This window comes from Mycoplasma sp. 125 (assembly GCF_051549845.1).
Classification (GTDB): domain Bacteria; phylum Bacillota_I; class Bacilli_A; order Mycoplasmatales; family Metamycoplasmataceae; genus Metamycoplasma.
Genome location: NZ_CP196079.1, coordinates 586,959 through 611,694, shown reverse-complemented (window position 1 = coordinate 611,694; position 24,736 = coordinate 586,959). Strand labels below are relative to the sequence as shown.

At 27.6% G+C, this 24,736-nt stretch carries 18 protein-coding genes and 1 CRISPR repeat array (1 of these 19 running past the window's edge); of the genes, 3 read left to right on the top strand and 15 right to left on the bottom strand.

The features are described from left to right. Window positions 1-534: direct repeats of the CRISPR family, unit length 36 nt; unit sequence ATTTTAGTACTATACTATTTTTAAGCAAGGTTAGAC; it reaches 626 nt to the left of the window's first position. Window positions 535-1,154: 620 nt separating this feature from the next. Together ACSH4Z_RS02560 and ACSH4Z_RS02555 are read right to left on the bottom strand one after the other, a co-directional pair. Then, window positions 1,155-2,066 (bottom strand): hypothetical protein, encoded by a 912-nt coding sequence (locus ACSH4Z_RS02560; RefSeq protein ID WP_438340422.1) that lies wholly within the window; start codon window positions 2,064-2,066, stop codon window positions 1,155-1,157. 12 nt (window positions 2,067-2,078) lie between these two features. Beyond that, window positions 2,079-2,945, bottom strand: coding sequence for a hypothetical protein (locus tag ACSH4Z_RS02555; protein ID WP_438340421.1), 867 nt, complete (start codon window positions 2,943-2,945; stop codon window positions 2,079-2,081). A gap of 428 nt (window positions 2,946-3,373) precedes the next feature. On the opposite strand from ACSH4Z_RS02555, the gene dnaE reads away from it, so the two are divergent. Both dnaE and ACSH4Z_RS02545 read left to right on the top strand, forming a co-directional pair. Then, the gene (dnaE, locus tag ACSH4Z_RS02550) at window positions 3,374-6,358 is read left to right on the top strand and encodes a DNA polymerase III subunit alpha (protein ID WP_438340420.1); all 2,985 of its coding nucleotides are present in this window, start codon (window positions 3,374-3,376) and stop codon (window positions 6,356-6,358) included. Next, window positions 6,358-7,245, top strand: a complete 888-nt coding sequence (locus tag ACSH4Z_RS02545) for a 5'-3' exonuclease (protein WP_438340419.1) — start codon at window positions 6,358-6,360, stop codon at window positions 7,243-7,245. The genes dnaE and ACSH4Z_RS02545 overlap by 1 nt, the downstream gene beginning before the upstream one ends. A 52-nt stretch (window positions 7,246-7,297) precedes the next feature. Here the strand turns inward: ACSH4Z_RS02545 and ACSH4Z_RS02540 are convergent, their stop codons facing one another. From ACSH4Z_RS02540 to ACSH4Z_RS02480, 13 genes are all read right to left on the bottom strand, one after another. Next, a complete protein-coding gene (locus ACSH4Z_RS02540; protein WP_438340418.1) occupies window positions 7,298-12,178 on the bottom strand; it encodes a valine--tRNA ligase in 4,881 nt (1,626 codons plus the stop codon). Continuing rightward, a complete protein-coding gene (locus ACSH4Z_RS02535) occupies window positions 12,178-13,185 on the bottom strand; it encodes a hypothetical protein (RefSeq protein ID WP_438340417.1) in 1,008 nt (335 codons plus the stop codon). The genes ACSH4Z_RS02540 and ACSH4Z_RS02535 overlap by 1 nt, the downstream gene beginning before the upstream one ends. 78 nt (window positions 13,186-13,263) lie before the next feature. Beyond that, window positions 13,264-14,352, bottom strand: a complete 1,089-nt coding sequence (locus tag ACSH4Z_RS02530) for a YihY/virulence factor BrkB family protein (protein ID WP_438340416.1) — start codon at window positions 14,350-14,352, stop codon at window positions 13,264-13,266. Then, a complete protein-coding gene (gene gatB / locus ACSH4Z_RS02525; RefSeq protein ID WP_438340415.1) occupies window positions 14,336-15,763 on the bottom strand; it encodes an Asp-tRNA(Asn)/Glu-tRNA(Gln) amidotransferase subunit GatB in 1,428 nt (475 codons plus the stop codon). Before gatB ends, ACSH4Z_RS02530 begins: the two co-directional genes overlap by 17 nt. Further along, window positions 15,756-17,084 (bottom strand): amidase family protein, encoded by a 1,329-nt coding sequence (locus ACSH4Z_RS02520; protein WP_438340414.1) that lies wholly within the window; start codon window positions 17,082-17,084, stop codon window positions 15,756-15,758. The genes gatB and ACSH4Z_RS02520 overlap by 8 nt, the downstream gene beginning before the upstream one ends. Further along, the gene (locus tag ACSH4Z_RS02515; protein WP_438340413.1) at window positions 17,074-17,376 is read right to left on the bottom strand and encodes an Asp-tRNA(Asn)/Glu-tRNA(Gln) amidotransferase subunit GatC; all 303 of its coding nucleotides are present in this window, start codon (window positions 17,374-17,376) and stop codon (window positions 17,074-17,076) included. Before ACSH4Z_RS02515 ends, ACSH4Z_RS02520 begins: the two co-directional genes overlap by 11 nt. Window positions 17,377-17,388: 12 nt before the next feature. Further along, entirely contained in the window at window positions 17,389-18,222 is an 834-nt protein-coding gene (locus tag ACSH4Z_RS02510; RefSeq protein WP_438340412.1) for a pseudouridine synthase family protein, read from the bottom strand. Then, on the bottom strand, window positions 18,215-18,835 hold the full coding sequence (scpB, locus tag ACSH4Z_RS02505) for an SMC-Scp complex subunit ScpB (RefSeq protein ID WP_438340411.1): 621 nt from the start codon (window positions 18,833-18,835) through the stop codon (window positions 18,215-18,217). The genes ACSH4Z_RS02510 and scpB overlap by 8 nt, the downstream gene beginning before the upstream one ends. Further along, a complete protein-coding gene (locus tag ACSH4Z_RS02500; protein ID WP_438340410.1) occupies window positions 18,825-19,631 on the bottom strand; it encodes a segregation/condensation protein A in 807 nt (268 codons plus the stop codon). The genes scpB and ACSH4Z_RS02500 overlap by 11 nt, the downstream gene beginning before the upstream one ends. A gap of 15 nt (window positions 19,632-19,646) precedes the next feature. Then, window positions 19,647-20,435 (bottom strand): lysophospholipid acyltransferase family protein, encoded by a 789-nt coding sequence (locus ACSH4Z_RS02495; protein ID WP_438340409.1) that lies wholly within the window; start codon window positions 20,433-20,435, stop codon window positions 19,647-19,649. Between the two features lie 24 nt (window positions 20,436-20,459). Beyond that, complete coding sequence (locus ACSH4Z_RS02490) at window positions 20,460-20,762, bottom strand: 4'-phosphopantetheinyl transferase superfamily protein (protein WP_438340408.1); 303 nt, start codon at window positions 20,760-20,762, stop codon at window positions 20,460-20,462. Window positions 20,763-20,865: 103 nt separating this feature from the next. Continuing rightward, window positions 20,866-22,194 (bottom strand): C1 family peptidase, encoded by a 1,329-nt coding sequence (locus ACSH4Z_RS02485; protein WP_438340407.1) that lies wholly within the window; start codon window positions 22,192-22,194, stop codon window positions 20,866-20,868. Between the two features lie 31 nt (window positions 22,195-22,225). Then, window positions 22,226-22,915 (bottom strand): potassium channel family protein, encoded by a 690-nt coding sequence (locus ACSH4Z_RS02480; RefSeq protein WP_438340406.1) that lies wholly within the window; start codon window positions 22,913-22,915, stop codon window positions 22,226-22,228. Between the two features lie 369 nt (window positions 22,916-23,284). Here ACSH4Z_RS02480 and ACSH4Z_RS02475 point away from each other — a divergent pair, with 369 nt between their 5' ends. Next, a complete protein-coding gene (locus ACSH4Z_RS02475; RefSeq protein ID WP_438340405.1) occupies window positions 23,285-24,727 on the top strand; it encodes a TrkH family potassium uptake protein in 1,443 nt (480 codons plus the stop codon). Window positions 24,728-24,736 lie beyond the last annotated feature (9 nt).

Below are 24,736 nucleotides of genomic sequence, written 5' to 3'. Positions count from 1 at the left end.
TAGACTTTTTTATTAATATTAATTGTCTTCACATAATTTTAGTACTATACTATTTTTAAGCAAGGTTAGACCTAATTTATCTGTTTTGTCAATTTTTATCTCATTTTAGTACTATACTATTTTTAAGCAAGGTTAGACATAAAAGTTGTAACATTATTAGAACTGTTTATTTTAGTACTATACTATTTTTAAGCAAGGTTAGACATAAAAGTTGTAACATTATTAAAAGTGTTTATTTTAGTACTATACTATTTTTAAGCAAGGTTAGACTGAAAGGGAAGTGGAAAGGGGATTTAGTCTATTTTAGTACTATACTATTTTTAAGCAAGGTTAGACTTTTTACTATCATCTAATGTCAGTGCTCTAATTTTAGTACTATACTATTTTTAAGCAAGGTTAGACTTTCAGTTATTGCTAATCCAACTGGTTATGATTTTAGTACTATACTATTTTTAAGCAAGGTTAGACCATTAACTCTGTAGTCTGTTGGTTTGCTATATTTTAGTACTATACTATTTTTAAGTAAGGTTAGAATTAACTAATCAATCTTTTACTGATTTACGCTTTTTTTTATCAAAATAAAGTGATAAAACTTTTGAGGTTAAAACAGCGATACATGCAACAATTGCTCATGAGGTTCGATCAACATAAAAATGAATAAAGCCACCAAGTTCAACACATTCGCCTATATTTACTAATTTTCTTTTTGAGGTTATGTTTAGTTTTGCAATCTTTTTAGGCAAAATATTTGGCTTATAATATATATATTTTTTACAAAAGTTTTTTGTCTTTTTATTATATTTTTATGAGCAAAAGCACTTAGAAATCCGCTTTGTGTAAGTCTTTTTGTTAATTGGCTATATGATATTTTTTCTCTCATAAAACAAACGCTAAGACATATATGAATTACAAGAACTATTTTTTGTTCCAGCAATTAATTTTTTGCATAATTCAGCATTTCTTAATTTTTGTTTTAATCTTTTTTGGTTGATATTGAACATTTTGCTTTCAAGGATAATTGCTTATTTGTTAAATTGGAATATGTAGTTATAACATCTAATTTTTTGTTTTCTATTTCATGAATAATAAAACCACCTATAACATTTTACTATATATGTTAGGTGGCTCATTTTTGGTACAATTTAACGCTTTTTTTATGAAATTACAATTTTTTTAAAGAAATTAGCTACCATTGTTTTAAAAACTTCTTCTAAATCATTTTCATTATCTTTTGAATAATAATATGTAGTTAGTAATTTTGTGTTTTTACTCAAAAGATCCTTTGTTGAAGAAATAATAATTGGTGATTTTTTTTGTATACGCGTTTCAAATATGTTAATTAATAAGTCAAAAAATCATTGGGATTTCAAACCTAAACTAAGATTTGCAATGAATAATACATCAACATTATTCAAGTAATAACATATTGATTGTTTTTCTTCTTTATTTGATGATAGAAAATTATATAGTTCATTAGCATTTAAAAAGGCTACTGTCTTGCCTTGGCTAATTACATTCATTAGAGCTATATATTTAATAATATCATTGCTTATTGTAAAATCGGTTCCTCATAATCAAATGTTAAAATCAAAAACGCCTTTTCCGGTGATCATTGTTCTAAATTTAGCTCTAATATCTTCACTAGCAATAGTTTTAGGTAATGAGTCGATAAAAATTTTTGTTGTTTTTTTTAAAGCAACAACATCAGACGAATTGTTATTTTTTTGAAAATATTTCTTAAATATTGGATCTAACTCTGTGATTGATGTTAATCAGAATTTTTCTAGTTGTTGGCTTCTTATTATCTCCTTATCATTACTATAATCTTCAGCCAAAAAACCATAAATATCAACAAACAGCTTATAGTCAGGCTTTTTATGATTTTTGATAACTGAATCATGATATCTTTGTAAGATACCCATACCCTTTTTTATTTGTTTTTCATTAAGGTTTAATCTTTTAATTTCTGTTTGAATAAAATCCTTTGAAAGAACTTCATTCCTTAATTCATCAATATTTATTTTTTCATTAGGTGATAATATTGAATCAAAAATCTTTTTCTCCATTATTTATTCCTTTTAGTCATCTCATGTTAGTACATCGTTTAAATCATCATTAATATTATTATATTTTTTACTAAATAAAGAATAGCTATTATTTCTATTTAGAGAAGCTTGACATAATTCATTATCGATTAAATATGCATCATATAAGTTTCTTCTTGCAAAGTCATTGGCTATTTTTAGGATGTAATTGCATATAATGGCATTATTTATAGAAATTGAATATTTTATTATATTGTTAATAGCATTATCCTTAAAATTTAATGACTTTATTTTTTTTAGCATCAAAATTTGCGATGGACTGAGTTCTTTTCTTGTGTGGTAACTAATATATTCTTCTGAAGTGAGATCTTCAATTAATTCATGTTCATTAATAATTTTAAAATCAAAGCAATCTTCCTGCTGCAAAGAAATTTTTTCACTAGAAAAGACCTCAAAAAAGTTTTTTGAAACATTATTAAATTCTGTTTCATCATAATAATAAAATGCATTATTCTTAATTAAATTATTATATAAAACTTCACCTAATTTATTTTTTAACAAATTAGCGATAAGGGAATTTTTTACAATTCCATTGGCACATAGTGGTTTTATTAATTTAAATAATAAAGTGCCATCTTTGTCTTGCAGGGTTTTAATTAGACCTAAACCCTCTAATTTATTTTTAGCATCTTTTATTTGGTTTATCGACATAACTAGAAATTCTGAAGTTTTGGCTAAATCATATTTCTTTAGTCTATTTATATTATATAAATCATATAAATGTTGATAAAAAGCAACACCCAGACTTCCAATAATAGGAGAATAGAAGGTTCTTAAATTAATTAAATCTTTTGAAGAAATATCAGCTGAATTATCAACCAAAAATTTAATTTGATCCATTTTTATCCCCCTCTTGTTTATATATTTGTTTTTGCATAAAATTAATTTATGTTAAAACGCATTTTTACTTGATAGCAAAATTATTTTATGGGACTAAGAGAATGTTTTGTCTTATTTTTATTAGTTTTTTTGGGGCTAAGTATTTTTAGTGTAATTTATAGACATCGTTAATAGCCTTTATCATCTAAATTTAAGAAAAATTTATAAAAAAAATTCAGTTTTCTACATGAAAATGTTTAAAAAAATAACTGTTTTTGGGTTAAAAATGGCTAGTTTTGATTACTTATAAAAATATCTTTTTGATTTAAGTTGAATTCTATTATTTTTATTTAAAAATCATCATTATAGAATTTTTATTTAATATTTTTTTATATCCTTTCAACGTCTCTAATTTAAAATTAAACTTAATATTATTTTATAATTAAACTATGAAATTAAATAACCTACATCTTAATACGACGTTTTCTTTTTTAGAAAGTACAATAACTGTTGATGAAGCAATAAAACAAGCTCTTAATAGTGGTATAAATTATCTTGCATTTACAGAAAAGAATCATTTTTTTAGCTTAGCTGAAGCTAATAAAAAATGCATGGAGAATAACATTAAGGCTAATTTCGGGCTTGATGTAAAACTAATGATTGATGACCAATGATACCAATTTATCTTGTTTGCTAAGCATCAAAAAGGTTTTGAGATCCTTAAAAAGCTATCTTATCAATTATTAAATAATGAAATAATTTATCTTAATGATATTCTTGATTTTGAAGATGATATTGTTATTATAGAAAACCCTATTTTAAGCTACTTTAAATTAACTAAAAATGTTATAAACAAATCGAATTATTATATAGGATTCACAATCATAGATATTGAAAAAAATAAAGAATTTTGTTCTTATTTTCAGAATATTTTGGTTGTAAATAATTTTAACACAGTCGATTTTCAGGATTTTATGATTATAGAATTACTGAATAAAATGAATAATAAGACAAATAATATATTGTTTGATGGTACTTTGTTTTTTGATGTTGATGATGGAGATGGCTTGATGAATAAATTAGTAAATAGAACTAATGCATTTGTTGAGTCAATATATTTTGAACATCAAAAAAATAAATATAATTTGCCCTTTTTTAAAAACGAACAAAACCTTGATTCAAAAGGTTATCTAAAATTTTTAATATGAGAAAAAATTAAAAATAATAATAAAATCAAGGCACTTTTTGAAAACCAAGCTTATAAGGATAGACTATTAAAAGAATTTCAAATTATTTCACAATTAAGATTTGAGGATTATTTTTTAATTATTCAAGATTGAATCAATTGGGCTAGAAAAAAAGGGATTTCAATTGGCCCTGGAAGAGGTTCTGCAGCTGGTTCGTTGGTTTCATATATTCTTGGAATTACAGAAATTGATCCAATAAAATACAATCTTATTTTTGAGAGATTTCTTAATCCTAAAAGAATTTCAATGCCCGATATTGATGTCGATGTTCAGGATGACCAAAGACATGAAATTATTAATTATCTTGTACAAAAATATGGGTATGAATGTGTTGCTAATATTGTAACTTTTTCTGTTCTAGGTAAAAAATCTGCGATTAGAGATGTTTTGAGAACTTATAAAGATGTATCTTCCGATAAAATAAATCAAGTTTCAAAATTAATTTCGTCTGATGACAGAAGTTTATTTGAAGAAGCAAATAAAAATACGGCATTTATTAGTGCTTTGCAGCAAATTAAACCAACAGATAATTCTTTTGCTAAGAACGTTATCAACCAAACGTCGCGAATTTCTGGTTTCTATCGCCAAACAGGAACACATGCCGCTGGAATTGTAATATCATCAAGGCCAATAATGGAGCTTGTGCCGACTTTTAAAAATATTGATAATTTTCAACAAACGCAGTTTAGCATGGAATACCTTGACTATTTTGGTTTAATAAAGATGGATATTTTAGGCCTTAGAACCCTATCGACAATTAAGCAAATTGAAGATGAAGTTAAAAAGAAAACAAAAAAGGATATCAATTGAGACATTATTGATTATAATGATCAAAAAACATTTGATCTTCTTTCACAAGGAAATACTTCCGGTATTTTTCAAGTGGAAAGTCCTATAATGATTAAGGCCTTAAAGCAAATTAAGGTAAGCACGTTTGAGGATATTAGTGCTATTATATCATTGAATAGGCCAGGACCAATGGCTTATGTATCAAGCTATGCAAAGAGAAAAGCAGGTATAGAACCAATACCAAGCATCTCGTTGGAATATGATGAAATTGTTAAGGATACATATGGAATTATAATTTACCAAGAACAAATTATGCAAATAGTTCAGAAAGTAGCAAATATGACTTTCGAAGAGGCTGATTTGTTTAGAAAAATTATTTCAAAAAAGAAAGCTGATGAAATGAATGAGATTAAGGATTCATTTATTGGGCAAGCAACTAAAAATGGATATAGTTTAGAAGTGGCTAATAAAATTTTTAGTAATATTGAAAAGTTCGCTGATTATGGATTTAATAAATCGCATGCTGTCGCTTATTCAATGCTAACATTTAAAATGGCTTATTTAAAGGCAAATTTTCCATTAGAGTTCTATAGTTCGTGCATTACAAGTTCAAATGGAGCCCAAGCGACGATTTCAAAATATGCAAATGAAGCAAAAACCATGGGCATTCAAATTGTTAGTCCAGAAATAAATCTTTCAACAAACAAGGCAATAATTTCGGATAATAAAATAATTTTACCATTAGGTTTAATCAAAGGCATTGGTCCCGAGATAATAAGGATAATTATTAATGATCGCAAAGTAAATGGCCAATATAAAAATTTCTTACATTGTTATTTTAGCTTGTTTAAAATTAAAACATTTGGTAAATCGACATTAGAGACATTGATTAAGGCTAATGCATTGCGAAATTTTAAATTAAGTCAAAAAACAATGCTTGAAGAGATTGATTCATCTTCGAATTCTAGTGTTTTTGTACAACAAAATTTATTTAAAAATACAGTTGATATTGTTGATAAAATCATTAATTGTGAACCACAAAATGTTTATGAAGATGAAACTCAAATAGTTGAAAAAAATGAAATTGAATTGCTTGGCCAAATATACAATTATTCAACAACACAAAACTACGAGATTGATGGTAATAGATTAATAGATACAAGACCTAATAATGAGTATGTAATGATTGTACAATGCGTTAATGTAGTAGTTGGAAATGATAAAAATGGTAGACAATATCAAAGAATTGATTTTCAAGATTCAAGTTTTAAAGTAGTTGCTTTTATGTTTAGAGTTGATCCTGAGCTATCCAAACTTAAACGCAGGCTTGTAAAAATTAAATTTATAAGAAAATTAGATAATAAAATTATTTTAAGAAATTACGAGGTAATTAAATAATGAAACAAAAAATATTAATTATTGATGGTACTTATTTAACGTATCGTTCTTATTTTGCAATAAATAAGAATAATACTTATTTAACAAACGCAGAAGGCGTTTCAACAAGTACAATATTATTATTTTTTAGAACATTGTTTAATCTTATTGATGAATATTCGCCATCGCATATTTTTATAGCATTTGATGCAGTGGGAAAAACTTTTCGTCATAATTTATATGAGCATTATAAGGAAGGCCGAGCAAAAATGCCGAATGAATTTTATAATCAAATGACTATAATAAGAGAATTACTTACATCTTTAAATATTGTAAATATAGAAAAAACAGGGGTTGAAGCAGATGATTTAATTGCCAAGGTATGTTTTGAATATCCCTTGATTGAAAAGATAATTTTTTCAGCTGATCAGGATCTTAATCAATTAATTAATGAATATACTTCAATAATTAAAAAAACAAAAGAAGGAATTGTTATTTTAACGCCAAAAAATTTTAAATCAATTTATGGTATTAACCCTAATCAAGTAGTTGATTATAAGGCCATAGTCGGTGATTCAAGCGATAACTTTTTTGGTGTTAAGGGTGTCGGGTCTAAGACAGCTATAAAACTTCTTGATCAATATCAAACCCTCGATAACATTTATGAAAATCTAGAAAATTTATCATCTTCTAGGCTTGCGCAAAAATTCATTGATTATAAATCTATTGCATTCAGAGATCAACATATTGCTAAATTAGTTACTAATTTTGAATTAGAAGGTATTAAATTAAATTTATTAGATATAGCGAATGTTGAGCTAACCCTTGACGCCGTAAAAATTATTGACGAGTTTCAACTTAATTCAATAAGAAGAGCATTTTTTAATAAAATAAAAATTATTAATTAAAGCCCTATTTCAGTAAGAAAAAACGCACAAACAAGGTGCGTTTTTAAAGTTATTATGAGTTATCCTTCTTGGTTAATTCTTCTTCATATACTTCTAAATTTCTTTGGTGTAGTGATAGTTTTTCTTGTTTTTCTTTAATTTTATCCTCACTAGCATTTTTCATAAAGTTTGGGTTATTAATAAAAGTTTTATTAAATTCTATTTCTTTTTTCGTTTTTTCAATTAACTTTTTAAGTTCAATAATTTCGTTTTCCTTGTCTTCTTTGCTTTGTTTAATGAAAACCTTGGCAAAGGAGGTTTGGATAGACAAGTCATTATTTTCGCCAATAACAAAATTTGACAATTTAAAGATTATTAGTTGTTGATTTTCAGAAATATCGAAGTTTTCGATAAAGTAGTTTAATGTAATGTTTTTAGATATTTGTTTTTCTTCACGATATTTTCTAAACGTGGTAATTAGTTCGATTAGGTTGTTTATTTCATTTGAATTAAATGTATCTTCAATCGTGTAGTTGGCAAGTGCATTATCTCAAAGCTCCTCGTTGTATATTTCTTGAAACAAATAATCTGTAACAAAAGGCATATATGGTTGAAGCATTATTAAGATTTCTCTAAATAAATAATGAATAAAATAATCATTTTTTTTGAATTTTAAAAACTCTAAATATCATGATGAAAATTTATTGATCATAAATTCTTGAATATGTTTATAAACAACGGTGAATTCATAGTTTTTCATTGCTTCATCAATTTTAGATGTCATTTTTAAAAATTCTAGTAATATTCATTTATCGAAATTGTCTAATTTTTCATATTGCAACTCGCTTTTAATATTAATAGGAATATTTTTTATTAGGCGACCAATGTTTCAAATTTTATTAATAAATAACCTTGCGCTTTGAATTTTTTCATCTCCAAAATTAATATCTAATCCAGGTGTGCAATTAAATATTAAAGACATTCTCAAAACATCTGATCCATATTCGTCAATAACCTTAATTGGGTCAATACCATTGCCAAGTGATTTAGACATTTTGCGTCCGTGCGAATCCCTTACTAACCCATGTAATAAAACCTCTTTAAATGGTATCTTGTCCATAAATTCTAAGCTTTGAAAATACATTCTTGATACTCAAAAGAAGATAATATCATATCCTGTTACTAATAAACTTGTAGGAAAGTATCTTTTTAATTTTTCTGATGATTGTGGTCAGCCCAAAAATACAAAAGGCGCTAATGCTGAGCTAAATCAAGTGTCTAAAACATCGCTATCTTGAATTCATTCATTACCAGGTTTTTCAGTTTGTACTTTAATTTCGTTGCCTTTGTATCATACCGGAATTCTATGACCTCACCAAATTTGTCTGCTAATTGTTCAATCATGAACATTTTCCATTCATTTGACTAGATTATCCTTAAATCGTTTAGGTATTATTTTTACACCTTCCATAGAATCTAGATTTTTTAGAAGTTGTTCTGAAAGTGAATTCATTTTCACAAATCATTGTGGTTTTACTAATATTTCGATTGGTTCTTTGGTTCTTTCACTATAACCAATATTTGAAATAATATTTTCTGTCTTGTAAATAAAACCTTTTGTTTCAAGATATTGTGCAATTTTTATTCTTGCTTCGAAACGGTCTAACCCCTGAAACTCCTTCGCTAATGAGTTCATTAAACCATCATCGTTAATACACTCGTTGATGCTAAGACCATAGTTTTTGATAATTTCAATGTCATCAATAGCATGAGCTGAAACTTTCATCGCCCCTGTCCCAAAATTGGGATCAATATTTTCTGAACTAATAATTGGAATTTCTTTTTTGGTTAATGGATGAATTACTGTTTTATTTTTTAGTGAATTAAAACGTTCATCATTTGGATTTAAAGCAATTGCAACATCGGAAAACATTGTTTCAACACGGGTAGTAGCTACAAGCAAGTAATTATTCTTATCATTTTTAAATGGATATTTAATGTAATACATTTTTTGATTAGTTTCAGTGGGTATTACCTCAATATTAGATAATGCGGTTTTTAGCTTTGGATCCCACAGAATTGCTTTTGTATCACGATAAATCAATCCTTTATTATACATATCAATAAAGACTTTTGCAACCGCTTCCGATGCATCCTTATCAAGAGTAAATCGTTCGCTATTATAATCAAGTGCTAATCCAAGTTTTGCTCATTGGTCGTTAATGTTTTGCGAATATTCATCTTTTCATTTTCAAATCTCTTTAATAAATTTTTCTCGTCCTAGTTGATATTTATTTCTTCCGCTCTCTGATAATCTTTTTTCAACAACGGCTTGTGTTGCGATGCCTGCATGGTCTTTACCAGCCACTCACATAACATCAAATCCCTTTATTTTTTTATATCTAATAATTGTATCTTGAATATATGTATCTAAGGCGTGCCCGATATGAAGCTTTCCAGTTACATTTGGAGGCGGCAAAATTATTGTAAAAGGAGGTTTTTTGATATCATGTGTTGAAAAGGTTTTCATATCTATTCACTTTTGATGGCGTCCTTGTTCAACGAGTTTGTGATTAAAATTCTTATCCATGTTATCTCCTAAATTTGTAGCAATGTTTTGTATACTGAAATCAATAATTTTCTCCTCATCGTAATTTCTTTTATCCTTAATAGCTTTTTCATTCTTATTTAATGAGCGATCAAATGAAAAAATATCTCTTATTTTTTTATTCTGAGTGTTATCTTTGTTTATTCATTTAGATAATTGATTTCACTTGCAACTTATATAATGATCTGGTTCAATTTCATATTCAAAAATATTTTCAATTTCATTAATATTATCAATAAATTCTTCATAGTTAGATAATAGGTAATCATCTTTTTTGTCTAACATTTTTTTAACAACTGGATTTATCGGGTTGTCTACAACAATGTTTGTTTTACCTCTCTCAATAATTCGCGAGTTTATCATTATTTGCAAATCTGTTGTTAACTTGCTGGCCGTTTTTATATCACTTAATAAGTAAATCCCGATAGCTTCATTTTCAAGAATGTATTCATTTATTTTATTAAGTACTTCGATTTGGTTTTTAGCATCAATTTTATCAATGTTGTTTCCGATTACAATTAAGCTTGGATTGTTGATTAAAATTTTACTTAGCTCAAGAGCAATTTTTTCATCCTTAGAAAGATAAGACAATTTCATAGTAAGTTTGTCCAACGAAAGGTTTGCATTTAAAAGGATTCTATAAATATTGGATTTAAAAATAATTCTTTTCATTGCTTCTTCAGCGTCGCTTGTTTCAAAAATTCTTTTATAGATTAGAAACTGATTAAAAAGATTATTAAGTAAGAAGTTTAATTCTTTTAGATTAAAAAATGCTCTTAAAAAAGGATTCAAAAAGGTTAATTCTTGATTAAAATCTTCTTCAAATTCAATTTTATTTAATGAGTGGAGGTTGGTTAATAATTCTTTTATATTTTTAAATATTTTTTTAGCATTTTCTATATTATTTTGAAAAACATTTGCTAATTTCGAATTGTAATTTTTTGTTTCATCCCTAATACTTTTACCGATATTTTCAACATTTCAATGAAATTCTGCCTGTTTTTCTTCAAACTTATACTCGTATTCCTTGATTGTTGAAATATCAATATAATCACTAGTTTTCTCATTATTGTCTTCTTTGCCTACAAGTAATAAGCTTGGGGAGTGATTTTTTTTATTCTTTAGCGATTTAAATCTTTCGATAAATGAACTAAAATTGTTGGTTATCATTGAATTAGCAATTAATTTTATTTGCTTTTTTAATTGTGTTCTAGTTCAGTAAGTTCCTAATAAACTAATTTCATTGATTATATTTTTTCTCAAATCATATAAATCATCAATAAACGAAAGTAGGGAAGTGCGATTTAGAAGCGAAATTAGAAAGAAATGTTTTGTTAAAAAACGCTGTATTATTTTATTAATATAATATCTACCATAATAGTGATTAAAAGAATCAATTTTAAGATTTGTTTTTAAATGAAATTTATTTAAAAGAATTTCACTGCTGAAGCTTTTTCTTAATCTAGAAAAATATTTATTATTTTCCTTTTTAACTTGTTTTTTTTCTTTTAATTTGTCTATTATTTTTTTTATCTTAGTTAGTAATTTACTTTTAAAACCATGATTTGAGTTTATGTCTTTTTTGGAACATATTTCAAGATAATTAGTTTTGGCTTCTTTATATTCATTATATTGCATTAACGACTTTCCAGAAACATAGTTCTTTATTGTTTGCTCTATATATGTAAAGAAAGATTGCTCATGATTTTGTATATTTTTTGCGATATTATGAATAATGCCTGAGAGATTTTGCATTAGTAAAATTTGGTCATTTTGATTTAATTTATTAAGATTTTGCGCATTATTTTTTGAGAGTATTAATTTTAATTCATTTACTAATGGTTCTAATGAGTATTGAAGTTGGTAATTTGTTTTAGAGTATTCTAATCTAAAATGGTATCTCGAATCTTGGTAGACATCTTTTCAACTATTTTTAAAGATATTATTAAATGAGCTAGTAACTTTATTTTCTTTTATATAGTTTTTTAGATAAGCAAAAACAGTTTCTTCTGATTTTGTTTCAAATAGCTCATCGCTTTCAAAGCCATATGCAAGATTATCACGGAAATTTTGGTTTGAATCTATCATATAGAAATTTTCATCATCTTGTTTAAATTCGATAAATCCTTGAAAATCCTTGATTTTATTATCTCTATCTATCAAGAGATTGAAAATGTTTTTTTTAGATTGAATATTATCAGCAATAATGCCTAAAATACTGCTTTTAGAAAGCTTAAAATTTAAATCATTAATAAGATATTCGAATGAGTAATAATTGTTTTTTTTGATCTTATTTATTTTTTTTAGTTCTTGAACTCTAAAACCAGTAATTTTTTTCTTATTCATTAGAATCTGTCACCTTCCTTTGTTTTAACTAGTGATGCAACAACTCTATATGTTGCAAGTATGACAGCTAGATTAAAGAAAATCTTAACAGGACCCGTTAATGTTTGACCAGTAAAATTAACTCAAAAATCAGTTTTTAATGTTTGAGTATCGGCTCATGCGAGTAACACGGTGTTTGCCAGTTCTAGTAGAGCACTAAATGAAATAATAGCCATAACCTCAAGGAACGTTTGGTATTTTTTTCTCACAAAAAGGCGATATATAACAACAAATAAAATCATTCCAATAAAACCAGATGTCGTTAGTAGAATATAAAATGTTTTATTTTTAACAAAACGATTGTGTTCGAATATTGAATTGTCAAGTTTAGAAAATATAGTTACAATGATTAAAATTTGCAAGGATAATAGCACTAAAGTAGAAATAAATGAGAAATTCATCATTGCCGTAGGTCTTGGCTTGTTCTCTAAAATAATGATTTTAACTTCATAGAATGCAATTTTTTCTGAAAAATATTGTAAATCTTCAGAATTTCCTTTTGCAAGTGCTTCAGCAAACTGAATTTTAAAAAATTCTACAATTTGTTTATATTTATATATTCGGTAGTTTCTTGAAAAGAAAAGTTCATTTATGTTAAAAAAGTAATATGATGCTATTCCTGGAATAAATCCGGCAATAGCCACTGCAATAGTATATAAGAAACTATAATATGTAGGAACTAGAGCAAATGAAATGAAATCTGCCAATACTCCTGTGATCATTCCGACAAACGGTCCGAAAATAAAACCTGTAATTTTTATTGGTAGTCCTATAAAACCAAATTTAAATGATGGTAGGGCGCTAATTGGTAAAATTCTTACTGAAATTAGAAAGAAAACAACAGAGATGGCAATTAAAACACCCACAAAGGCAATTCTCTTTGGGTTTCATTTTTTGAATGAAATATTTGTTTGTGATCTTAGCCATCTAATATAATGACTCAAGCCGCCTGGTAACTTTGAATTCATGCTTTTCCTTCGCTATCTTTTTAATAATAATTATATTATTATATTCTGAAACTACTTATAAAGTATGGTTATGCTTTGCTAATATTTTCTTGAAAATCACTTATTTTTCTCGAGAATGGGTAAATTAATAAAAGTTTTATAAAAGCTAGAATTAACTATTACGCCAGTGTAGATAAAATACGACATAACACTTAGTAATAAAATGATATACATAAATGATGCGACAACACCAAATTTCTTATAATCAAATACTGAGGTTAGAGATCCAAAAATTAAAATGTATAGGGTAGTTGGCACTGTTACTATTAGTGCGCCGGGATTTACATGTGAAAATTTTAGTTTAAAGTTAGGTGCAAATTTAAAGAAAAATAAAAATGCTACATATGTTATTATGGGTAAAAATAAAACTGTTGGAATTCAAAAAATAAGTTGAAATTCTCAGGGTAACATTTTAAGTGTTGTTGTGTGATCAACATTAATACTAAACACATTCTTTAATATAAAGTTAAGAAAAGCTGATGTAACTAATAAAAAAACTACGAGTAATACTGTGATAATTATGCTTGTTATAAATCCCTTGATTCGTGTTCTCCACATTGAGGATGAAGTTTTTTGTTCGTATAGAGCATCAAATGATCAAATAAATTTGCTATAGCCCTTTGATGATATTCACAATATAGATATGGTAAGAAAAATAAATGCAGCAATTCCGCCTGGGCTACTTCAAATTTCTGAAAATGCCGGAATAACGTTTTCAATACCGGGAATTAGCTGGCCTAGAATTGTGACTTTGATAACAATCTCTAACTGAGAATTTATTGCTCCAATAATTCCTATAACTAAACCTAGAGTCGGTATAAATGAAAGAAAAAGGTACATTGCGTATCCTGTTGGAACAAAGGCAAATTCATTTGAGTTTATTTTAGCATATGTCGATCTAACTATTTCTTTTCCTTTTACTTTCGAACTTCGCAAGTAATTTGGAATAGCAACAAAGAGAATCCCGTATATAATCGCCTTTAAAGCCTTTTCAAAAAAGTTTTGTTTATTTTTATTTTTTATTACTTGTTTTGCTGAAATAGAATTAGCATTATTATTTAGTTTTTTTTCTTGGTTTTTATCATTATTTCAACCGGTCTGGAGTAAGTTTTTATTCCTTTTTTTCATAAAGATCCTTAATTATTTGGCTTAGCTCAATTGCATTTGCTTTCCCAGCAGTTTTTTTCATTACTTGGCCAAGCATAAATTTTGAAGCTCTGTTGAAATTTATTTCAAATTCTTTGTTTAAAGTTGGGAATTCATTTAAAATTTCTTTAATAATATCTGTTAATGAAATTTCCTTGTGTTCAATGAAAAGGTTATTTTGTTTAATTATTTCATCAATATCATTGTTTTCGTTTTGATTAATTAAAATACTTAGGATGGTTTTTATGCTGGTCTTTTGTATTTTTTCATCTATTGCATATTGAATGATTTTTGACATAACATCAATATTTAGTTTTAGCTTTGATAATGACAAATTATTCTGATTTAGAAATGAAACGATTTCGGCAAAGAAAATATTCACGCTCTTCTTAAAATCTGTTGTGTTGAGCATATCAATGAAACTTGCATATTCCATATTTTCAATTAATTGCATAATTTGAACATTATTTAACCCATATTTTAGATAACGCATTTCTCTTTCATATGGTAGTTCTTCAATGGTAATGCTATCAACAAATTCTGGTTTTAGTTCGATACAAGGGATATTGGGGTCTGGAAAATATTTATAATCAATTGAGTCAGATTTTGAACGCATTGTTATAGTTTTTAGTTTAGATTCATCAAATCTTTTTGTTTGTTGCGAGAAAGTTTGGCCGCTTTCATAACATGATGTTTGCCAATTATATTCATATTCTATTGCTCTTTCAATATTAGAAATTGAGTTTAAATTTTTTACTTCAACTCTTGTGTTTAGGTCATTAGTTCCTTTTTTTCTAACAGAAATATTTAAGTCAACTCTTAAGCTGCCTTCATTCATTTTGGCATCGGAAATGTCAAGAGCTAGCACGATTTTTCTTATTGCATCAACATATGCAACCGCTTCTTTAGCACTATGAAGAACTGGATTAGAGACAATCTCGATTAACGGAACACCTGAACGATTGTAGTTTAGTAAGGTTTGATTGCCTTCATGAAGAGATTTAGCTGTATCTTCCTCTAGGTGAATTCTCTCAATCTCAATATCTTTTCATTCATTATTGACTTTAATTTTTATTTTTCCATTTTTGCCAATTGGATTAAATTGTTGTGTAATTTGGTAGCCTTTTGTTAAATCTGGATAAAAATAGTTTTTTCTATCAAAACGAATATTATGGTCGATTTCCATATTTAAAGCTTTTGCTAATTTTATTGCCTTCATGATGGCTTGTTTATTTACGATCGGTAATGAACCAGGATATGCTAAATCAATGTGCGATACATAAATATTAGGGTTGGATGTATAAAGATTAGGTTGTGATGAAAACATTTTAGTTTTTGTATTAAGTTCAATATGTATTTCAATACCAATAACTAATTCTCAATTTTTATCCATTTATTTCTCCTAGTTTTTTTTCAAAATATAATGCTTGGCTAAATAACTTTTTGTCATTATTTCTTTTTGTATCAAAAGCAATATTGAATGGTAAATGGTTTTTTAAATCAATACCAAGTTTCATTGTTAATGATGGATTCCCAACTAGATTTGCATAAGTTAAAATAAAATCTAAATATGATTTATATTTTGATCCATTTTTAATATTGGGAGCAACATCATTAGAGGCAGGATAAACAAAAACATCAGCTGTGTTATGAATATTTTCAAAATATTCAACCAAGACTCTTCGCATCTTTTTGGCTTTTACAAAGTATCTAATTTGATTATTGGCTTTGAGAAAAAAAGATCCTAGAATTAGACGTGATTGAACCATTTTGCCCAGATATTTTGATCTGGTTTTTTTGAATGTATCAATCCAATCCTTGCCTTCTTCTCTTAATCCGAAGGAAACACCAGTAAGATTGGCGAGATTTGAAGATGCTTCTGAAAAGGCGATTATTTTGTAAACTACATCTATTGAGTTAAGAAGCTTTATATTTTCTTTAATTTTAATTAGTTTAATTCCATCTTTTTCCATCACATTAAGAAAGTTTTTGTATGATTTAGCAATTTCTGGATTAAGTTTATCAAAACAATCTAAATAGGCAATAGATTTTGGCTTTTCTTCCTTAATCTCATCATATTTAAAGCTAAGATCAATTGAAGTTAAATCATTTTTTAGATCTTGCTTGTACAATATTGATGATAATTTTATTAGGTCCTTAATGTTGTGTGTAAAATAAGCCACAGTATCTAATGAAGAGGCAAATGCAAAAAGTCCATATCTACTTATTGCTCCATATGACGGTTTAAATCCAATCTCGCCGATATTTGAAGCAGGTTTTCTTACGGAGTCTCCGGTATCTGAGCCAATTGCAAAGTCAATATCTTTACTAAAAGTGGCAGCAGCACCTGACGATGATCCACCAACTAGATATTCTTTATTTAAAGGATTTTTTATTAAACCAAAGGCAGAATACTCCCCCGATCCCCCGAGACCGAATTCATCAAGATTTGTTCTAGCAACACATGTTGACCCATTTTCTTCGAGCAATTTAATAACACTAGCTTTATATCCAGGTCTGAAATTGCACAAAAACAAGCTCGAGGCTTTACATTCAACATTTATGTCAGCATAGTTATCCTTTATTGTGTATATTGTATTGGATAGTGGAAGACTACTATCATTTAATTTAGCATCTTTGAAAATGTAGGATATAGCATTATTATCATCTTGTAATAATTTATCAATTATATTTTGAATATTTTTATTCTTCATGAACAACTCTTTTCATAATAACTAGATCTTCATTGCTATTATATGCGTTTTTAAGAAGTTTTTCTTTGTCGATTTTAGTGCAATCGCATATTTCGTCGTCTCTTAAGTCATTAAAAGAAATTTTAGATTCATTGATATGCGATAACGGTTTTATATTGACTAGATTTATTTCATCAAGATCAGTTAGCGATTGGTTAATTGAGTCTAATAATTTTTTGGCCATATTAATAACTTCATCAGATGGGTCTAGTAATAAATTATTTGCTATTGTTTTTAGTTCTTCATCGTTCATTTTTGGTCCTTTTTATCAACGCGGTTGAGATATAAAAATTTGATTATTATATTCATTAAATTCATCAGGTAAATTTTGAAATTTTATTGAATATGAATGCAAATATAATCTTTTTGCTTTTTTTCCACCATATTTAGTATCTCCCAAAATTGGAGATTTTAGATATTCAAGAGTAGCCCTGATTTGGTGCTTTTTTCCTGTAACAATTTGAGCGTAACTACGGTTTCCTTCCTTGAAGAAGATGGTTCTAGCTTTTATTCCAAAATCTGGATTTACTCGCATTTTTTCATTTTTAATATCTTTTTCAAGGCGTACAGTTATGTCAAGCTTTTCTTCGTTAAAGTCTGCAACAAATTGATAAATTTTTTCAAAATATTTTTGATACTCATCAAAAACTACTAAGGTTTTATAGTTCTTTGCATATACCACTAAACCACTAGTTTTTTTATCAATTCTGCCGATTGATGCCGGTACAAAAGAAGAAGTTTTTTTAAAATTTAGATATTTATGAACTTGGTCATCTAGGCAATTTTCTTCTGAATGCATTGCGATGTTTATTGCTTTATCAACAATTAAAATATTTTTATCCTCATATATAACTTTAAAATTAATATTTGCAGTATTTCTCTTTTTTGGTTTTTGAATTTCAGAAATTCCATAAACAATAATTTCATCGTCTAACTGTAATTTATATTGCTTATCGTTAGTTTTAACTCCATTTACTCTTATGTCTTTTTCACGGAAAATTTTTTCAATTCGTGATTTCGGGATATTGTCACATACTTTTAATATGTATTTATAAAGAATACGATCCACATCATCTTTTTTTGCTCTAAATTTATTCATTATATGTTTCCTCTACAAATAATTCATTATTGGATGCGTCGACTCTTTGAGAATCAAATAAGTCAAAATTTTCATCAGCCATTTCTTCTTCGATATTCGAGTAGCGGCTAAATTCAGGAAAAGGAGGAAGTTCAGCTAGTGTTTTAATTTTAAAATAATCATAAAATTTGTTAGTTATTCCATAAATGATGGGATTACCTGGGGTTTGAGCTACACCTACCTCCTCAATAATTCCTTTTTCTAATAAACTCGCAACAATTCCGTCACTAACAACACCTCTAATGTTTGAAATCATTGAACGAGTTACTGGTTGTTTATATGCAACAATTCCAGCTACTTCAATAGCTGCATTTGAAAGTCTTTGTTTCTTGACAATTGTAACTAGTTCAGATATATATTCCTTTACAGCCTCAACTGTAAGAAATTTATAAACATCATTGAATTCATAAACCTTAATACCATGATCTTGGTTATTAAAAAAAGTCTTGAAATCTCTTAATATTTTTCTGCCTTCTTGGATGGTGTTTAATTTAAAAATATCTTTCACTTGTTCCGAACTTAATCCTTCACTTCCTTGAACGAATAGTAGTGCTTCAATTATTTTATTCTTCATATTCTATTCCTTTTTTAAATTTGATAATACCTTCATCAACATCTTGCTCTAAAATAACAATTTGTTGTCTTGCAAGATCCAAAACGGCCAACATTGTTATGACAAAATGGCCTATTGTTGGTACATTAAAAATCTCATTAAACATAACCTCATTTTTATTAACAAAAAGACTGATTATTCTCTTTTTTTGTTCCTCAGGATTTACAGCAACTGTTGATATAGTAATATTTCTAATTAATTCCGAATATGTTCGTTCAAACATTTTTCTTAATGTTATAACTAACTTCGAGCTATTAGAATGTCCATCAAGAATTGTTGAATCAACTTCTTTAACAAATCCCTCGGTTTCTTCTGGTTCTTTTGAAAACAAGTTTTGTCTTTGTTCTTCTTGTTTTTTTAATATTGAGGAAATTTCCTTAAACTTTTCATATTCCGCAATTTGTTCAAGCAATCTTTTCTTTTCTTGTTTGATTTCTTCTTCTGCTTCTGGGTCTTGTAATAACATCCTTGCTTTTAATTGAACTAGTGTTGCAGCCATAACTAAATATTCTGATGCAAGATCAATTTCATAACTTTCTATGTGTTTAATAATTTCCAAATATTGAGCAGTCAATTCAATTAAATCTACCTCAAAAATACTAATATTCTTTTCTCTTATTAGTGTTACTAAAAGGTCAAGTGGACCATCAAAATTAGAAAGTTTAAAAATATGTTTATCGCTTTCGGTACTTGTGTTTATTTTTTTGTCATCTTCTGAAGATAACTTACCTGATTTTGGTGTGTTTGTATGGTTCATAATATTGGTTATTCTCTATTTTCTTTTCGTAAAAGTATTTTTTATGGTTTCATCTGATGAGATATTTTGATCTTGATATTTGCTTGAAACAATATTTTTAACTCAGTTAGCAAAATCTTTTTTATCTAGTGTTTGAAATTGCTGAGGTTTTATTGAAGGGTGAAAAATTACCTTAACAACAAGCTTTCCTTGTCTTTTATTATCAAGAGCATTAGCTGCATTATTTATTGTTACTGGTACAAGGGGAATGTAGGTTGATTGAGCTGTTAGAAATACACCACTATTAAAATGAGCTATCTTGCCATCTCTTGTTCTAGTTCCTTCAGGGAAAATAACACCACAAGTTTGGTGTTTTTTAACATATTGCCCAAAATCTCTTAGAATTGCTAACGCTTCCTTTGGCTTTTGTGTATTTATGTAAAAGGTGCTAATTAGTTGACTAATTTTGTAAATTGATTTCTTTTGTTTAGCTTCCTCTCTAGCAACAAATGTCATTGGTTTTGATTTTCTTTCGCCATTACCATGGTTTCATAAAGCTGAAGCAATAATTAAAGGATCTAGATAAGTTGAATGATTAGGCGTTAAGAAACAAGGCCCACTTGGAATATTTTCAAATCCTTCAACTTCAACCTCGACATTCAGGTGTCGCAAAATATTTGAACTATATTTGTGGATAAAATGTTGTTTTTCCACGTCTTTATAATAATCTGGCATTGCTCTATTTCTTTTTGCTTTTGCCAAAAGTCTCACAAAGTTGTGTAGTAAAGGAATAAATCTAAGAAATTTTCTTGTTTTTAGTGTCATAAGTTTTTCTCCTTGTTTTATTTTTTAGGATTTAAATGCAACAGCAACAACATAACCATCTTCACTAGTTGTAGATAATTGGTAATTGGCATATGTATATCTTCCAGCATTCGTTTTTTTGATTAGTATGTTTTTAAAACTAAATATTGAATTGTCAATTTTGAATATGCACTCTTTTAATGCTCATCTGGTTGCTAAAAATATTGGTTTTTTAGAGTCGCTGATTTTTAAATATTCTTCAATTTCAATTGGGTGTAAAATTTTTTTAATGGCGTTGGTGGATATATTTATAAACCTATTAATTTTAGCCATATCAATTGAAATCATAAAACTCCTTAATAAATAATTATTAATTATAATTTAATTAATAAATATTATGATTATAAAAGGAAAAAAATACCAAGCTATTAAACTGGTATTTTGCTATTAATTATTCATCACATAGTGGATCAAATGGAGAAATCGTAAAAATAGGTTTATTAAATGATTCAATTATTTCTTTATCTAAATATTTCTTATCAACAATAGCCATGTAATTATAATCAGTAAATCATTGGTCACTCATTGATCAAAAACCTTTTGATCCTCGATCGCTTCCTCAACTATTTTCTACCTTTCAATTAATTGCTTTTCCTTGGGAATCTAGGTTTACTCCTACCATATTCATTGCATGAGCAATTACTGAAGCTCTTGATTCGAATTTTTCAGCTTTTGAGAAGTCTGGCGTTTTTGTTAGTGTTAGATCAAAATTGTAAAGTTCGGAATCTAGGATGCCCTCTCTATTTCCAAATGTAGAAACATCGCATCCAAATCATACTGGGTCCCCTGCTTTAATTTGATTAATCATAACTTTTTTCATTATCTCGATATCAATATTAATCATTGTTAAGGGAGTACCGCCAACCATATTATTGCATAGAGGGGCTTGGATGACAGAATTATGTGGAAACTTATTTCTCGGATCAGATACAAGAGTGATTTTTGTTTCAATATGTTTGCTTAGGTATTTTTGATAAAACTCAACTGGCGTCATTTTATCTAATGATACATATTTTTTATCCTTATTCATATATTCGAATTTGAATTCCTTTGGTGGTTTACCTAATGATTTTACTAAAATGTTATAAACATCTTCTAGTGCTTTTTCTTTTAGTAAAGAAACTTTATTTAAATCATTTGTTTGCAAAAATGTTTGTCTAATCTTAGCAGTATAAGCCTTTAATCTTCAATTAATTTGTTCTACCATTTCACTCGTGGCTTCAGAACTGAATGATTCATTCATTGCATCTTTTGTTACAATTCCATATTTCTTAATAAGATTTGTAAAGAAATCTCAATAGCCACCATCTGAAACTGGGTTAGTATTAAAATATCTAAATAGGCGATCTTCATTCTCTAATTTTAGTCCTTCATTTTCAATTCAATTTAAGTAGAAATTTGCCTTTTCTAATTTATCAAAGAAATGAATATAGTTTTGTGAAAGTTCTAATGATTCAACATTAAATTCTTCCATTAGTTTAGTTCTAATAGAGTTTAAGCCAGCAAAAATTCAACATCTTCCTGATGCTTTTTGATTAGTAATATTCCCTACTTTTGTTTCATGAGAAAAAACAAAATTATGTTTTTTTATTGCCTCATTGTTTATTGAGCTTTGTTTTAATCCATTTTTAAAAATGGCTGATTCAATAATTTTGTTATTTATATTATTTTCATAATTTTCTTCAAACTTGTTAATTAATTCAAAATTAATTTCTGACATATTTTTATATTTTCTCCTTATTTTATTTAGATTATTTTGATTTGGTACAAAATTCCGTCACTCTTATAATATCTTCAAGTTTACCAATAAACGTAATTAGGTCACCATTTTCTATTTCAAAGTCGCCGCTAGGAAGAAATCAACTTTCGCCTCTTTGAATTAATGAAACTGATACGGAGTATTTGCTTCTAAATTCTGTTTCTCTAATTTTCTTGCCAATTATTTCATGATTTTTAATCCCGACTTTTGAGCTAACAAACCCATCTTGAATTTCAGTAATACATTCCGAAAAATTTGTCAAAGCATTATCTGAAACTAGGATAGCTGTTTTTGTTCCTGCTTCTTCTTCTGGAGAAACGATTCACTTGACACCAATTTGTTTTAAAACACGTGAATGACGAGAATTTGATGCTCTTGCAATTACTGTTTGCACACCTATTTCTGCTAGCGCTGCAACAATTTCAATGTTGTCTGATGTCGCAACGATAACGACATCAAATTCCTTAACATTAATTGATTCAAGAGTTTTTTTATCAGCACAATCAGCGACGTAAATGTTTTCAACTTCATCTTTAAATGGTAGAAGGTGTTTTTCATCTTGGTCAATTAGTACTAATCGAATATTGTTCGTTCTATCTAAAAGAAGTTTTCTTACAACCGCTTGACCAAAACGGCCAATGCCGATTACACAAATTTCCCTTGCCTTTTTAAAAAGTTTCATATTTTCTCCTAAACTATTTTGATGATTACAAAATCATATACTAATAAATTTTAAGACTTTTATATTTAAATAAAGTAAAGTAATTTCAAAAAGATAACCCTAGCAAATGATTGAACTATTCAATCTAGTTGTCTGCAGATATAAATTATTAAATTTTTCTTTTAAATTTAAGTTGCCTTTTTAAATTTTAACATTTAAATTTTTTTAGTCAATTTCACCAAAAATATATTTTTTTACCTTTTGCTATATAATATAGCAATGATAAAAAAGCATCATATACCTAAAAAAACTAATATTTTCCTAAGATTTTTACGTAAGCTTGGGGTGGTAAGATATATTTTTATAATATATATCTTATTTACTATTCTTATGTCACTTTTGTTATTCTGAAACATATCCCATAAGGCCGATATAAAGGAACCAGTTAAATATATAGATGCACTTTTCGTATCTTCATCAGCATTTAGCGACACCGGGCTAACGCCATTAGTCACATCCGATACATTTAATACCTTTGGCCAGTTTTTGATTGCCTTAAGTATGGTTGTTGGCGGAATTGGAATATTTACATTTAAGATTTACATTTTTCAATCTATATTGGGTTTGAGATCTAACATCTTTAGCAATATGGTTTCTCAAACAGAAAGAGGTTCTATAACTGTTAGTGAAACAAGAAAGATGATTAAGATAGCAATTTCGTTCTTAATTATTACAACTGCTGTTGCTTCATTTATCTTTACAATGCTTTTATATTTGAGACCAAATTCAAATTTTATAACACAAGAGTTAAAAGAAACTAGCCCTTTATTGTTTAATAATAAAGTCGTTTTGAAGGCTAATGAGATACCATATAATAACTTTCTTCAATCATTAAAGTATGGAATTTTTCATGCGATTAGCTCAATAAATAATGCGGGATTTGACTTGTTTGGAAATAAGAGTTTACAACCTTTTTATAATGATTATGCTTTTCAAATAGTGACAATAATAACCTTTTTGATTGGCGGAATAGGCTTCCCGGTGATCTATGATATATGAAAAAAAATTCAATCAGTCAAGTTAGACCAACCACATCATAGATTTAATTTATTCACTAAATTTACAATAATAACTTATCTAATTACTACTGTATTAGGTTTTAGCATAAGTGTTATATTGGAATATAGTTCTAAATCAGAAACTACTTTTTGATATCAAAAGGAATATGGAACTGTGGGCGACAAACTATTCGCTATATACTTTCAAGTTAGTTCAACTAGATCTGCTGGTTTTTCAACTGTAAATTACTATAATTTTACACACTCAACCGTTTTATTACATAGCATCCTTATGTTTATCGGCTTTTCACCAGTTTCAACTGCAGGTGGTATTCGAAATACAACAATAGCAGTTATTTTTCTAAGCATAGTTACAATGATGACTGGTCGCAGTAGAATTAACGCCTTTAAGAGACAAATTGGTAAGGAAACTCTTATTAAAGCAGTCAATGTTTTTACTCTATCTATTGTCTTGATATTTATTGTATCAATTGTTAGTTATTCAACTCTTCCGACTCAAACTAAACAAATTGGTGATGTTAATTATCCAATTATTTTTGCAACATTTGAAGCATGCTCAGCTTTTGGCAATACTGGTTTGACAACAGGACTATCTTCAAATTCACACAACTTGCATATTGCTGGCAAATTAAGTCTTATTTTTATCATGATAATTGGACAATTTGGTATTCCTCAGACTATCAAAATATTTGGTCGAGGAAGAAAAGCACCAGAATACTATCAATATATCTATGAAGATGTATCGATTGGTTAGGAGGTTTCG